Genomic DNA, 13,506 nt, shown 5'->3' with positions numbered 1-13,506 from the left:
GGCTACTCGACCAGCGCTACGGATTGCGTGGCGGGAATGTCGCGCATTCCGAGACTTGTGCAGTCCTGATTGATGGTCGAGTTGCCGGACCATTGGATCATATCGGCGACAACCTGCGTGCATCCGTTCTGGCCAGAGAAATTGCCGAGATAATTGACCTGCTGCTTGGGAAAATAGAGCGCGCCCGTCAGCAGCGAGGTTGCCGTGCCGTTGAAGGTGCTCTGTCCGCCGGTGGCCGTTCTGTCACCATACATCAGCACGCCCGAGTAGATGCCGGATGTCGCCGCGCTCAGATTGACCGTGGCGTTGCCATTCATCGACACACGCGATCCAGCGGCGAGGTAAATGAGTACGCCATTGCCGGCTATGTTGGCGTTGGCGTTCACTTTGAAATCGCCACCCTGGATGACATAAACGCCAGGCTGCAGCGTCACGCTGCCGCTCAAGCTCAGTCCATTGCAATATGTACCCGGTCCCAGCGCTGATTTGTTGGCATTCTGACAGGGGTTCGAGGCCGCCGGGGCCGGCAGGCCGGCAAATGGATCCGCGGCAGGCAGCGCCTGTGTGATCGGGGCCGCGCAAACGGTGGTGACGGGGTTGCTGAGGGAGATGCCGCCCGCCGTTATCAGGCAATCGGCCTGGAGACCCGCCGATCCCTGAAGCTTGATGGCATCCGAGGCGATCGAATTGGCCATCACCGAGCAGCCTGTGACCTTCACGCTGGTGTTGCCTGAAAAGAGGGCAGCCTGCGAGGCGGTCGGATCGAGCGCCAGCATGCAGGCCTTCGAAGCATTGGTGATCAGGGCCACCGCCCTCGCCTGTTCTGGAACCTGGGTCTGAGTGAAGATCAGAGTGAACATCCGATTGAGCTTTTGGCCGACGATCACTTCAACCGCTTTCTTGGCCGTGTTCGGTCCGGATGCGGGCGGCGTGTTGACAACGATCGTGCCTACGCCAAGCCCATTCGTCGCTGCCGACTGGGTCGCCGCCGCGACGATCGTCGGCGTGTCGGAACCCGAGATCTGCTCCAGCGCGCCGGCATAGGCCGCGGCATCCGCCGTGGCCTGCAGTCTCAAGCTATTATAGTACCAATAGGAGGTTTCCACACCAAAACCCGCCGCGCCGACAACGATCGGCAGGGTGAGGGCAAAGATGGTGGCGACGTTCGCGGCTCTGCTGCGACCTATGCCGGCCGCCGTCAGCCGTATCCGGGTGAAGCAGTTGAACACCATGATCAATTAGAAAGCACGCATATATGAACGAAAGGCTAAAAACTTAGGCTCATTTTCGATCAGGGGTGCCATTGTTTGATTGGCGGCCGCCGCCAAACTGGAAGAACGGGAAGCCACCGGCCGGCAGGCAGGAATGGTCTACCGTTGCCTGATGACAGACACCGCGAATGACATGCCCCGATGGGCACGAGACATTCCCTGGGCACAGTGTTCTTGTTTGCCCGTCTCGGCCATTTGTCCAAGACTCCGGCGCAAGGCCTGAATGGCATGCGCGTCAACAAGGGGATTGCACGAGCCTCTTCGCTTCTCCCGTACCGTTGCCTACTAGTTCACCTTGAAGCCGACATTGCCGCCATAGGTCTGCACGCCGTCGCCGAACTTGCCATCGAACGTGGCAAACATCCTGGTGTTGTTGCTCCAGTTCATCTTCAGGCCGGCGTTGACGGCGACCGCGTCCTCAGCTGCCGCGGCGCCCTGGACCACGAAGGAATAGCCCGGCGCTGCCTGGAAGCTCGGCCTGACGGAACGGTCAGGTTCGAACTCGTGGACCCATGCCGCACGACCCCAGGCCTGCAGCGACTGGTCGCCGCCGATGGCGATCGTCGTGTCGAGTTGCAGGCCGAGGGAGACCGGCAGCGAGGTGACGACGCGGTGGTCGAAGCTCAAGCCGAGCGCGCCAGTGCCAAGCGACGTTTGCTGGCAGGCGTCGCCGGCGTGATCGTTCACCGCGCTGGATCATTACTGCTGCAGGTGTAGTGCTGCACGCCCGCACTTGGATCAGCGGCGGCAGCGCCTGTCCCGGTAAGCGATATCCGGCTGGATTGATCGTCAGCTTCTTCAGGCAGAAAGAACTGGCACGGACTCGCCGTTCGACTCAGCCAACAATTCTCTTTGCACTGCCAGGAAGAACCTGCGTACTTCGTCGCTGGCTGCCGTTCTGTCCCTGCCCGTCCCGACAACGAGATCGAGCAACTCCGTCGCTTTTGCCTTCCAGAACGAAGTGGCGGTCTCGCCATGCAGATTGCCGAGCTTGGCGGCAACTTCCCTGACCAAGAATAGCTGACGATCGATCGGGAACGCACGGACTTTTTCTGGGTACATCTTCCGAACCATGAAACTGACGCAACGAATCAACCATTGCCGAACAAGCAATGGCTAACCCCGAAGGTGGAAACGGAAGCTTAACGGTGACCGGCCGATACCTCGCGCACGCGAATTGTCATGTACTCTCGAAGCCGGACTGTTTCACCCGGCCATTCGCTGCGGCCCTCAGGCCTCCAATGCTCTCGCCTCGCCGCCGCGCTTGCGCGGCACCATCATGTCGCCGGCCATCAGTCCGGTGACACGGCAGAACGCCATGAATGCCCGGCAGGCGTCTTCGGTCTCGACCACGTCCACCGTGGCACCGAAGCAGGCGTTGAAGGCTTTCTGATACACTGGCCCCTGCCGGCGTGCCGGCCAATCCTGCAGAAAATCGAGCGCCTGCTCGACGCTGTAGATTTCCTCGACGGGCAAGCCAGGGCCTGGTGCGATGCGCACCGGCACCTCGAATTGCAATCTGTCCATTCGACATCTCCCGAACCGGCATCGCCCAAGCAACGCCGTTCGTGGTCAAAAGTTGCTTTGTCCGTTTTGTGCCACGGAAATGTGTCGTCACTGCGGAAAGCCGCCGCTTTGCTGCAGCGGGCAAAGGCAAAGCCTGCCCGCACCAGGCGGCCCGGCAGTGCTTTCCTTCGCCCCCGCAGCGATTACTGGTTTGCCGGATCGGTCTCCGCGTCGAAGGCCATGCGTACCGCCATCAGCAGAACGTAGGCCGACGGCAAGGCAAACAGCACGCCAAGGACGAGCGCTCCGGCTCCCGACAAATAGAGCGTTTCCGCGATTGCCCAATAAACGGTTCCGATGCCGATGAAAGCCTGGACGGAAAGAAATGAAGCAGCCGAGGCCGCGCCTGACAGGCTTTTGAATGTCTTGATACGCTGTTGCATTGCAATGATCCGAAAATGACGCGCTTCGCCACCAATGCGCGGCTCTCGGCCGCCGCACGGGTCCCGACGCGAATGGTTTGGAATGAAGGTGAACGTGCGGTCCCGGACCGCTCAGGGTCGTATGGACGGTGGCGCACGTGGCTGGTTGGTGCTCACGCGAGGCGCGGAGACCGGCCCACGGCCGGCAACAGACATCTCCCGCGACGTCGGGGCCAACCGACGGAAGACAGCCTGCGGAACCGACAGGGTCGGATGGCCGCCGGCGAACTTGGCGATCACCGGCCGGGCGCCGCGAACCTCCAGCGCCTGGGCCTTGCTGGTGACACGCAGCAGCGCTGCCACCTCCCCCGACCGTTCCAGGCCGATGCTGGCACCGCCTTGCGCACGATCCCAGGAAATGGGCGTGTGCGGCCGGCCGAGGCACAGCATCGCCAGCAGCACAAGGCCCATCAGACATGAGCAGGCTGGCGTCAGTGGCGCTTCAAGCGACTTGAAGCGCCTGGTCGCCGCGAACGGAAGCGATCTCCAAAACATAAACCCGCCCTAACGCACGATTGCCTCAAAGGAAAGCAACGCCGCGAAAAACGGGAAAAAGTATAGCCTCGGCAAGCGAATATCCGGGCGGCTGGGGCCACATCAGGCAGTTCTTCCTTGAACCATTCGCCCCCAAGTGCCAAATCTGGTGGGATCCACGCGCCTGCACTCCTGCCGCGCGCCACCTTCGATATGGACAAAATGGTCACCTATCTCGACGCCGCCACGGCACCGCTCAGAAACACCGGCCAGATCCGCCTCTATGGCGAGGAAGGCTTTGCCGGCATGCGCAAGGCATGCGACCTCACCGCGCGCTGCCTGGACGAGCTGGTGCCAATGGTCGGTCCCGGCGTCACCACGGACACGATCGACCGTTTCGTCTTCGAGTTCGGCATGGACAACGGTGCGCTGCCGGCCACACTCAACTATCGCGGTTACACGAAATCCTCCTGCACCTCGATCAATCANCTCGAGGTCACCCATGAGTGCCTGATGCGCGGCATCGCCGCGGTCAGGCCGGGCGCGCGCACCGGCGCCATCGGCGCCGCCATCCAGACCTACGCCGAAGCGGAGCGCTGCTCCGTGGTGCGCGATTTCTGCGGCCACGGCGTCGGCCAGCTGTTCCATGACGCCCCCAACATCCTGCATTATGGCAGCGCCAATGAAGGTGTGGAAATGCGCGCCGGCATGATCTTTACCATCGAACCGATGATCAATCTTGGCCGGCCGCATGTGAAGGTGTTGTCGGATGGCTGGACGGCGGTGACGCGCGATCGCTCGCTGTCGGCGCAGTACGAGCACACGATCGGCGTGACCGACACCGGCTGCGAGATTTTCACGCTGTCGCCCAAAAAGCTCGACCGTCCGGGCTTGCCGGCTTAGGACGACGTGGCGAGGTTCTTTGAATAGCGGCCTATTCCCAGTGCTTGCGTGGCCGCCAGTCTTCATCCTCGTCCATATCTCGTAGCCAGCGCATTATTTTCCGGCAACTGCGCGGTCGGCCATCGCTGACCCAGCCATCGGTGCAGGGATCGTAGCGTTGGCGCGGGTAATTGTCGTGCCGTTCCCGATAACGATCCCGGCGGTCCAGCATGCGCAAGAGCTCCCGGCAGTTATGCGGCTTGCCGTCGCTGTAACGCCCGTCCGTGCAGGGATCATCGTATTGGATGAAATGGATCGGAAGGCTCTGATCGGAGCGGCTACCGGCGGGTACGGCATCGATCACCGGGGCAGCCATTGCAGGACCGAAGCCTAGAAACAGTCCGACGTATAGCAGGATACGAACGAGGCTGGGCATCTTGGTTCTCCGATGCGGGCCATCAATGGCAATGCGGTGAGCTTGCGCGACCCCCATTGCCGCAACATTGCGTCGAAGTCGGAGGCTACTCATTCCTTGCCGCCGAAAAGACCTCGACCGCACCCTGCCCGCCGTCCTAGTATTTCGCGGGGATCAGCGATCATTGCTCGGGCTGGATGGGCGGCACATGGCGACACAAGGCGATGACGACGAACGGAGTTTCTTCTCCGAGGCGCCGGTGCGGCAAGCCACGAAGGCCAGACAGGCTCCTACCGAAAAGCCTCACTATCTCGGCCATCGCGATCGTCTGCGCGAGCGCTTTGCCTCGGCCGGCCCAGATGCCTTGCCCGATTATGAACTTCTGGAACTCCTGCTCTTCCGCCTGATCCCGCGCGCCGACACCAAGCCGGTCGCGAAGGCGCTGCTGGCCCGCTTCGGCACGTTGGCCGAAGTGCTCGGCGTGCCCGTCGGCCTGTTGCAGGAGGTCAAGGGCATCGGACCGGCCGTGGCGATCGAGCTGAAGGTCGTCGCGGCGACCGCCCAGCGCATGGCGCGCGGCGAGGTTCAGGGCCGCGAAATCCTCTCGTCGTGGCAGCAGCTTCTCGACTATTGCCGCTCGGCAATGGCGTTCGAGGCGCGCGAGCAGTTCCGCATCCTTTTCCTCGACAAGAAGAACGCGCTGATATCAGATGAGGTGCAGCAGACAGGCACGGTCGACCACACGCCCGTCTATCCCAGGGAAGTGGTCAAGCGCGCGCTCGAACTGTCGGCTACCGCGATCATTCTGGTCCACAATCACCCCTCCGGCGACCCGACTCCGTCGCGTGCCGATATCGCCATGACGAAAGAGGTCATCGAGGCCGCCAAGCGGCTGGGCATTTCCGTGCATGACCACATCATAATCGGGCGCAAGGGCTATTCCAGCATGAAGGGCCTGCTGCTGATCTAGGTCCAGAATTCAGCGAGGCAGCACCGCCACGGCGCTGGCGATTATCCTCGCCCGAATTTGAGATCATTCAATCGTTGAAAGAACGATGCTGATACCGCGCATTTCGCGGATCAATCTTCCAGTAGCGACAGCCCAAAAGATCGCCACTCTTCTAAAATCAAGGCCGACCGGTCTTGCAGCTGCCGGCAATCTGGCTGACCGCCTCGTCGAAGCCGGCGAGGTCGAAATCGGCTTGGCCCCGCCCGGACAACAATCCGAAGCGCCATGACAGCAGCAGGCGGTTTGCCGGAACGAGGCGCTTGATGCCATCGGCGCCGTCGCGCATCAGCTGCCTGCCGCGCGTGCCGACGGACCAGCTCTCGTCGAATTTGCCGGCGCCGTCGATGGTAACCGACATGGTGATTTTCCGGCTGGCGGAGACCGCGTCGTTCAATTGCAGCCATTCGGTCCAGGCCGGCTCCCCGTCAGCCCGGCAAGCGATGGTCAGCACCGGGCTGTAGCTCAGCGCGCCGCCTCCGGTGATGAGCTTGTTGGTGGCATAGACCGAGGCGGTGACAAGGCCGTCATTGGCGGTGTCAAAACGCCAATTGTCCGTACCGGCCCCGGCAGCGCCGCAGGCCCAGGCAAGGAAAAGCACCGTGGCGGCAGCGCGCCTCATTCCCACGAACACCCCAACGACATCACCAATTACCTCTGGTCTTCCAACCAACCAGATAATGATCAAGGCTTCGTATCGCCACCGGTGCCCATCAGGAACGAATCCGATGTTGCAGTTTGGCAACGAAAAAGGCCGCCCAGAGGCGGCCTATCGGAATTCGCTGCAATGAGCGACCTATTCGGCGTCCTTGGCGGCCTTCTTTTTCGGCGCGGCCTTTTTCTTCGGCTCTTCCGCCTCGTCAGCGGCATCGCTTGCCTTGGCTTCGGCCTTCTTCGACGCGGCCTTCTTGGCCGGCTTCGCCTTGCCCTTGGTGTCGTCTTCCTCGTCGTCGGCCATCAGCTCTTCCTTGCTGACCTTGACGTCGGTGACCGAGATCTGTTCGAGCAGGTGGTCGACAACCTTCTCCTCGAACATCGGCGCCCTCAGCGCGTTGAGCGCCTCGGGATTGCTGCGGTAGAACTCGAAGGCTTCCTGCTGCTGGTTGGCCGGGAAGCGACGAACCTGCTCGAACAGCCCGCGCTGCAGTTCCTCGTCCGAAACCGTGACGCCCGCCTTCTCGCCGATCTCGGCCAGCACCAGGCCAAGGCGCACGCGGCGCTCGGCAAGGCGCATGTATTCGGCGCGCGCTTCTTCCTCGGTGGTCTCTTCGTCGGCGAAGGTGCGGCCAGCGGCTTCCAGGTCGCGGTTGACCTGCGCCCAGATGTTGTTGAACTCGGCTTCGACGAGCTTCGACGGCGCTTCGAACGAATAGGCCGCATCGAGCTGGTCGAGCAGCTGGCGCTTGACCTTCTGGCGCGTCATCGAGCCGAACTGGTTCTCGATCTGGCCGCGCACGATGTCACGCAAGCGCTCGAGCGATTCCAGGCCAAGGTTCTTGGCGGTCTCGTCGTTGATTTCGAGGTCGCCGGGCTTCGATACGTCCTTGACGGTTACCTCGAAGGTCGCTTCCTTGCCGGCCAGATGCGCCGCCTGGTAGTTTTCCGGGAAGGTCACCGTGACCTGCTTCTCGTCACCGGCCTTGGCGCCGATCAGTTGATCCTCGAAGCCCGGAATGAACTCCTTGGAACCCAGCACCAGCGGCTGGTCAGTGCCGGCGCCGCCAGCGAAAGCCTCGCCGTCGATCTTGCCGACATAGTCGATCGTGACGCGGTCGCCTTCGGCGGCCTTGCCGGTCTTCGGCTCGTAGCTGCGCGCCGATTCGGCGACGCGCTTGACCTGGTCGTCGATTTCCGAATCCGGCACGTCGAACACCTGGCGCGTCACCTTGATGTCGGAGAAATCCTTGATCTCGATCGCCGGAATGACCTCGTAGTTGAGGCGGAACTCGAAGTCGGCGCCGCCGGCCAGGATCTTCTCGGCTTCCTTCTCGTCCTCGGTCATGATGACCTCGGGCTGCATGGCGGCCTTTTCGCCGCGCCCGGTGATGATCGAGCGGGTCGAGTCGTTGAGGATCTCGTTGACCACTTCGGCCATGAACGACTTGCCATAGACCTTGCGGAGGTGCTGCACCGGCACCTTGCCCGGACGGAAGCCGTTGATGCGGACCTTGTTGCGGGCGTCCGACAGCCGCGCCATCAGCTTGGCTTCCATATCACCGGCCGGCACGGTGATCTTGATCTCGCGCTTGAGACCGGAATTGAGTGTTTCGGTGACCTGCATCGTAAAACCTTTGTTTTCACCAATGAGGCTGCCAAACGGCTCCCTGCCGTTCACAGCCTGCCGGTAATTCTTGCCGGGAATGGCTTTTGGTACGGAACCTGGCGATTTGACCGGAAATACGGCTCAAACTCTCCCAAACTGCGTTCCAAAATGTGAATAAGTTCTTGTTTTTCCTACTTCTTATCACATTTTGTAGAAGCGGATCGTCGCGTTCCGTCACATTTGACACGCCTTTTGTCACAGGCGAGCCCAATTTTCAACAGTCTTCGCGTTCAGGCGAATAACCAACATTCCGGCCCTGAGCCGACATCTTGTCTCCGACATTGACAGAATGATGGCTACATGGGATTGCCGGGCCACGCGGGTATGGCGGAACTGGTAGACGCACCAGATTTAGGTTCTGGCGAGAGATCGTGGGGGTTCGAGTCCCTCTACCCGCACCACCCTTCGCGCTTCGAGCGTCGGGTGGCAGGCCACCCGACGCTCGCTAGACGAAGGAGCGTGCTCCGAAGCCTGGCGAAGGAGGACCGGCCTCGTTATCGCGCGTCTCACGACCCTAATAAAGCGGCTCCTCGAAAAGCGTCTTGTCGCCATCCATCAGCGCCTTGATCTGCGCCGTGCCGTCGGCGGCGAGCGCCAGCTTGATCCCGAACGGGCGCACCCGCATGTCGCTCTGGATCGCCATCCCCTCGCCTTCGGGCAGATAGAAGCGCTCGATGCCGTAATCCGGGGCGATCGTCATGCCTTCGCCGCGAAGGTCCCAACCTGCGGCGACATGGCCCGAAATGTCGGCTTCGTCCGCGGCGGCCGGCGTCGGCGCCGTGCCGAACCAGGCGGCGGTCGGCGTCCAGTAGCCGTCGGCGCCCTTCTTTAGCCGGACCACGATCGAGGTGTCGTCGCTGGACTGTTTGTCCGGCGCAATGTTGGCGATCATTTTCACCGGTATGCGCGAGATGTCATAGCCAAGGACGATATAGTCGCCGCGCAGTAAGTCGCGGGGATCGACCGGTTCGATCTTCAGCAGCACTTCCTTGCCGTTACGCAGGATCGCCGCCCGGCTGGCGATGATCCAACTGAGAAAACCGAGCTGGGCGAGCGCCAGCACCAGCGCCGAGATGACAAGCCTCTTCCCGGTCATCATGCCGTGGCTCCCCCAATGGCCGGACCCTTCATGCGTTTTTCAACGCGGATGATGACGATAGCAAGCACCCCGAGCAGCAGCGCCGCGGCAAGGAAGAAGCCGGCGGTGTCTAGCATCGACTGAAGCGTCACGACATAAATCATGGCGAGTTCGAAGGCGAAGCCGAGATAGGCCAGCCAGCGCAGGCCACGGCTCTCACGGCCTGCGAACACGATTGCCGCGACGATACCAGCCAATGCGACGACCGAAGCGGTCGCGAAACCGCTGTTGTAGGTGCTCTCGTCAGCCAGTTCGAACTGGATGATGGCCAGGCCGGTGAGAAAGCCAAGCAGCGCGTGCAGGGGCAAACGGCCGCCAAGTTGCACGATCCTGTCGACCGGTTCCGGCGCAAGGACGGCAGCAGCGAAAAGCACGACAGAGACGATGACCAGAGGGATCGCCACTGGCAGGGTCGCGTGATCCATGGCCAACAGCACGAGATAGAAGAGCAGCGACAGGATGATCAGGTGCCTTGCCGACTGGCTGCGGGTCCAGAACGAAACGGCAAACAGCACCACCGCCATGACGACGAAAGCGTGCGGAAACTCGCTGCGGCTGTAATAGTCGAACCCTTTCAGGAACAGCCAGGCATCGGCGACACCGACCGCTGCCACGGTCAGCGCGTTGGAGCGCAGCGCCACCGCGGCCAACGCCGTTCCGGCGCCCCAGGTGACCAGGGCGGAAGCCTGGTCGCCGGACAAATGGTACATCTGCCCGATCAGGGCGATCGAACCGCCGAACGCGGCAGCAGCCACGATCCACAGGGCTTCGCCGATCGCCGCATGGTCGCGCGTCTTCAGCACCGCGCCGCCGACATAGCCGCCAAGGATAACCGCGAACAGCGCGGCCACCCGCGCCAGTCTTGGGATCGCTTCCCAATTGGCGGCGACGAAGATCAGGATCGCCGCGCCAAAGAGCAGGGCCGCCATCATCGCGAGGATCGAGCCAAAGCTGAGCGACCGGCGGGCGTTTGCGTCGACGTCACGGGTCAGGGAATCGGCTGTGGCGGCGTCGATCAGGCCTGCCTGCCGCCACCGCGCGATATCGGACTTTAGTCGTGATGAATAGCCCGCCATTCCCCTTCCTCCCCCAGCTGGTTTTTTTTCAGCCGATCAGGCCAAACCGTTGACGTTACGGCACTTTCTGATTCCGACTTCCTTGCGTCGGGTCGGTGAAGCCGCGTTAATGCTGCATTGCACAATTTGCATTGCTGCCATGCAGCCATAGCGCTTTTAAATCGATATGGGTCCCCCTACTTATGGTTCGTACACAAACGGAATGATCCGCAAGAAAGACGAAACGAGAACTACCATGAACCTGATCCGCAACTACCGCAACTGGCGCCGCTACCGGGACACCGTCTCCGAGCTGAGCCGCCTGAGCAACCGTGAACTGACCGACCTCGGCATTAGCCGCAGCGACATTCCTTACGTCGCTCGCAAGGCGGTCTAATTCTTCGGACCGCGAATGGTCCGAACAAGTTTCTGAAAAGAGAACGACAATGAACCTGATCCGCAACTATCGTAACTGGCGCGTTTATCGCGAGACGGTTACCGAGCTGGGTCGCCTTTCGAACCGCCAACTGCATGATCTCGGTATCGTCCGCGACGAAATCAAGATCGTCGCCCGCAGGGCGATCTAACCAAGGAATTTCGCTGGGGTCGACCTCCTCCCCGACCCAGGCGAATACGGTCAGCCCTTACCTCCTCCCAAGGGTTGACCACCAAAACGGCGCCCGCCGCACCTCCTCCCGCGGCGGGCGTTGTTCCCCCCGGGGCAAACGAATTTTGCCCCAGAGGTTTCGCCCTCTCTAAAAATGCGAAGAGAATTTCGTCCGAGCCGACCTCCTCCCCGGCGATGACGAATAGGCCCAACCTTCACCTCCTCCCCAAGGTTGGCCACCCAAACGGCGCCCGCCGCACCTCCTCCCGCGGCGGGCGCTGTTTCCCCGGGGAAAACGAATTTGCCCCAGAGGTTTCGCCCTCTCTAAAAATGCGGAGAGAATTTCGCCTGAGCCGACCTCCTCCCCGGCGATGGCGAATACGGTCGGCCTTCACCTCCTCCCGAGGGTCGACCCCCAAAACGACACCCGCCGGACCTCCTCCCCCGGCGGGTGTTGTTGTATTCAGGGGCAGATGTTCCCGACCCGGCGTTTCGCGTTACCGCCACGCGACAATTGCAATCGCCGCGGCAAGCGATTATTCCGGCGACCATGAGCAAAAATCCAATCCATATCATCGGCGGCGGCCTCGCCGGTTCCGAAGCGGCATGGCAGGCGGCCGAGGCCGGCGTTCCCGTCATCCTGCATGAAATGCGCCCGGTTCGCGGCACCGATGCCCACAAGACCGACGGCCTGGCCGAACTCGTCTGTTCCAATTCCTTCCGCTCCGACGACGCCGAAAACAACGCCGTCGGCCTGCTGCATGCCGAAATGCGGCTGGCCGGCTCGCTGATCATGAGCGCCGGCGACGCCAACCAGGTGCCGGCAGGCGGCGCGCTTGCCGTCGACCGCGATGGTTTTTCCGACGCGGTGACGAAAAAGCTCGAGGCACACCCGCTGATCACCATCGAGCGCGAGGAAGTTCCCGGCCTGCCGCCGGCGGAGTGGGACCAGACGATCATCGCCACCGGGCCGCTGACCGCGCCATCGCTTGCCCAGTCGATCGCCGAAGCGACCGGCGCCGATGCGCTCGCCTTCTTCGATGCCATCGCGCCGATCATCCATTTCGACACGATCGACATGGATACCTGCTGGTTCCAGTCGCGCTACGACAAGGTCGGGCCTGGCGGCACCGGCAAGGACTACATCAACTGTCCGATGGACAAGGATCAGTATCTCGCCTTCGTGCAGGCGCTGGTCGACGGCCAGAAGACCGAGTTCAAGCAATGGGAAGGCACGCCCTATTTCGACGGTTGCCTGCCGATCGAGATCATGGCCGAACGCGGCGTCGAGACGCTGCGCTACGGACCGATGAAGCCGATGGGCCTCACCAATGCGCACAATCCGACGGTGAAGGCCTATGCGGTCGTCCAGTTGCGGCAGGACAATGCGCTGGGCACGCTCTACAACATGGTCGGCTTCCAGACCAAGCTGAAGCATGCCGAACAGGTGCGCGTGTTCCGCACGATTCCGGGCCTCGAAAACGCCGACTTCGCGCGCCTGGGCGGCCTGCACCGCAACACCTACATCAATTCGCCGACCTTGCTCGACGGCTCGCTGCAGCTGAAGTCGCATCCCGGCCTACGCTTCGCCGGCCAGATCACCGGTTGCGAGGGTTACGTCGAAAGCGCCGCCATCGGCCTGCTCGCCGGGCGCTTCGCCGCCGCCGAGCGCCTTGGGCACACACCATCGCTGCCGCCGCTCACCACGGCCTTCGGCGCCCTGCTCAACCACATCACCGGCGGCCACATCGTCTCCGACGATGAACCGGGAAAGCGTTCCTTCCAGCCCATGAACGTCAATTTCGGCCTGTTCCCACCGGTGGAAGCGGTGAAGATCGAAGGCAAGCGCCTGCGCGGCAAGGACAAGACCGTTGCCAAGCGCCACGCCATCACCTCGCGTGCCCTGCAAGACTGCCGTGAATGGCTGGGCGTGCCGGCGCAAACGGCTGAGGCTGCCGAATAACCTCGCGGTTCTGATTGGAACGCTCGGTGTAAAGTATACACGAGCGGAGCCGTTCCATGGAAGCAGCCGAGAAACTATCCGTCACCGTCACACCCGCGATGGCACGCATGATCCGCGAACGAGTCGAGGACAGTTCGTTCGGCTCGGCCAGCGAGGTTATCCGCGCGGCTCTTCACGCTTTCCAACGCGAAGAAGAGGAACACGCCGAACGCATGGCCTCGATCAGGGCGCGTGTGAAGGCGTCGATCGAGGATACGAGACCCGCCATTCCACTCAATGAGGCAATCGACAGAGTTAAGGACCGCATTTCGCAACTGGCGCGAGACAATGATAAGTCAGCGTCTCGCCGTCGTTCTTAGTGAAGGAATATCCGAACCTGACCAG

At 62.0% G+C, this 13,506-nt stretch carries 17 protein-coding genes and 1 tRNA gene; 7 read left to right on the top strand and 11 right to left on the bottom strand.

What is annotated here, in order from left to right; all coding sequences use genetic code 11:
- Positions 1-2 precede the first annotated feature (2 nt).
- The 6 genes from X742_RS166845 to X742_RS166870 all read right to left on the bottom strand — a co-directional run bounded on the left by X742_RS166845 (position 3) and on the right by X742_RS166870 (position 3,754).
- Positions 3-1,232: a pilus assembly protein TadG-related protein gene (locus tag X742_RS166845; protein ID WP_023769990.1), complete on the bottom strand. Its 1,230-nt coding sequence runs from the start codon at positions 1,230-1,232 to the stop codon at positions 3-5.
- 324 nt (positions 1,233-1,556) lie between these two features.
- A complete protein-coding gene (locus X742_RS166850) occupies positions 1,557-1,958 on the bottom strand; it encodes an autotransporter domain-containing protein (protein ID WP_023769989.1) in 402 nt (133 codons plus the stop codon).
- A gap of 111 nt (positions 1,959-2,069) precedes the next feature.
- Complete coding sequence (locus X742_RS166855) at positions 2,070-2,333, bottom strand: DUF6074 family protein (RefSeq protein WP_023769988.1); 264 nt, start codon at positions 2,331-2,333, stop codon at positions 2,070-2,072.
- 168 nt (positions 2,334-2,501) lie between these two features.
- Positions 2,502-2,798, bottom strand: coding sequence for a DUF982 domain-containing protein (locus X742_RS166860; RefSeq protein ID WP_023769987.1), 297 nt, complete (start codon positions 2,796-2,798; stop codon positions 2,502-2,504).
- A 182-nt stretch (positions 2,799-2,980) separates the two neighbouring features.
- Positions 2,981-3,220 carry a hypothetical protein gene (locus X742_RS166865; protein WP_023769986.1) on the bottom strand — a complete coding sequence of 80 codons (240 nt, stop codon included), beginning with the start codon at positions 3,218-3,220 and terminating at the stop codon, positions 2,981-2,983.
- A gap of 111 nt (positions 3,221-3,331) precedes the next feature.
- A complete protein-coding gene (locus tag X742_RS166870; protein ID WP_023769985.1) occupies positions 3,332-3,754 on the bottom strand; it encodes a hypothetical protein in 423 nt (140 codons plus the stop codon).
- A gap of 201 nt (positions 3,755-3,955) precedes the next feature.
- On the opposite strand from X742_RS166870, the gene X742_RS166875 reads away from it, so the two are divergent.
- Entirely contained in the window at positions 3,956-4,636 is a 681-nt protein-coding gene (locus X742_RS166875) for a M24 family metallopeptidase (protein ID WP_023769984.1), read from the top strand.
- A gap of 31 nt (positions 4,637-4,667) precedes the next feature.
- On the opposite strand, the gene X742_RS166880 is transcribed toward X742_RS166875, so the two are convergent.
- Positions 4,668-5,051, bottom strand: coding sequence for a hypothetical protein (locus tag X742_RS166880; RefSeq protein WP_023769983.1), 384 nt, complete (start codon positions 5,049-5,051; stop codon positions 4,668-4,670).
- Positions 5,052-5,238: 187 nt separating this feature from the next.
- Here X742_RS166880 and radC point away from each other — a divergent pair, with 187 nt between their 5' ends.
- Complete coding sequence (radC, locus tag X742_RS166885; RefSeq protein WP_023769982.1) at positions 5,239-6,000, top strand: DNA repair protein RadC; 762 nt, start codon at positions 5,239-5,241, stop codon at positions 5,998-6,000.
- A 157-nt stretch (positions 6,001-6,157) separates the two neighbouring features.
- Here radC and X742_RS166890 read toward each other — a convergent pair whose 3' ends face one another.
- Together X742_RS166890 and tig are read right to left on the bottom strand one after the other, a co-directional pair.
- Positions 6,158-6,658, bottom strand: coding sequence for a hypothetical protein (locus X742_RS166890; RefSeq protein WP_023769981.1), 501 nt, complete (start codon positions 6,656-6,658; stop codon positions 6,158-6,160).
- A 174-nt stretch (positions 6,659-6,832) separates the two neighbouring features.
- Entirely contained in the window at positions 6,833-8,317 is a 1,485-nt protein-coding gene (tig, locus tag X742_RS166895; protein WP_023769980.1) for a trigger factor, read from the bottom strand.
- Between the two features lie 360 nt (positions 8,318-8,677).
- Here tig and X742_RS166900 point away from each other — a divergent pair.
- Positions 8,678-8,760 (top strand) — tRNA-Leu (locus X742_RS166900).
- 113 nt (positions 8,761-8,873) lie between these two features.
- Here the strand turns inward: X742_RS166900 and X742_RS166905 are convergent.
- Together X742_RS166905 and X742_RS166910 are read right to left on the bottom strand one after the other, a co-directional pair.
- The gene (locus X742_RS166905; RefSeq protein ID WP_031247613.1) at positions 8,874-9,458 is read right to left on the bottom strand and encodes a GDYXXLXY domain-containing protein; all 585 of its coding nucleotides are present in this window, start codon (positions 9,456-9,458) and stop codon (positions 8,874-8,876) included.
- Positions 9,455-10,573: a DUF2157 domain-containing protein gene (locus tag X742_RS166910; protein ID WP_023769978.1), complete on the bottom strand. Its 1,119-nt coding sequence runs from the start codon at positions 10,571-10,573 to the stop codon at positions 9,455-9,457. The genes X742_RS166905 and X742_RS166910 overlap by 4 nt, the downstream gene beginning before the upstream one ends.
- Positions 10,574-10,808: 235 nt before the next feature.
- Between X742_RS166910 and X742_RS1000000171950 the strand changes: the two genes are divergently transcribed.
- The 4 genes from X742_RS1000000171950 to X742_RS166920 all read left to right on the top strand — a co-directional run bounded on the left by X742_RS1000000171950 (position 10,809) and on the right by X742_RS166920 (position 13,481).
- Positions 10,809-10,949, top strand: coding sequence for a DUF1127 domain-containing protein (locus tag X742_RS1000000171950; RefSeq protein ID WP_013531315.1), 141 nt, complete (start codon positions 10,809-10,811; stop codon positions 10,947-10,949).
- Positions 10,950-10,998: 49 nt separating this feature from the next.
- Entirely contained in the window at positions 10,999-11,139 is a 141-nt protein-coding gene (locus X742_RS1000000171945) for a DUF1127 domain-containing protein (RefSeq protein ID WP_013895120.1), read from the top strand.
- Between the two features lie 570 nt (positions 11,140-11,709).
- Entirely contained in the window at positions 11,710-13,122 is a 1,413-nt protein-coding gene (gene trmFO / locus X742_RS166915; protein WP_023769977.1) for a methylenetetrahydrofolate--tRNA-(uracil(54)-C(5))-methyltransferase (FADH(2)-oxidizing) TrmFO, read from the top strand.
- Positions 13,123-13,178: 56 nt separating this feature from the next.
- A complete protein-coding gene (locus X742_RS166920; protein WP_023769976.1) occupies positions 13,179-13,481 on the top strand; it encodes a type II toxin-antitoxin system ParD family antitoxin in 303 nt (100 codons plus the stop codon).
- Positions 13,482-13,506: the final 25 nt, after the last annotated feature.

The organism is Mesorhizobium sp. LNHC229A00, from assembly GCF_000502415.1.
GTDB lineage: Bacteria > Pseudomonadota > Alphaproteobacteria > Rhizobiales > Rhizobiaceae > Mesorhizobium.
The sequence above is the reverse complement of the archived record's forward strand: the minus strand, read 5'-3'. Positions and strand labels throughout refer to the sequence as shown.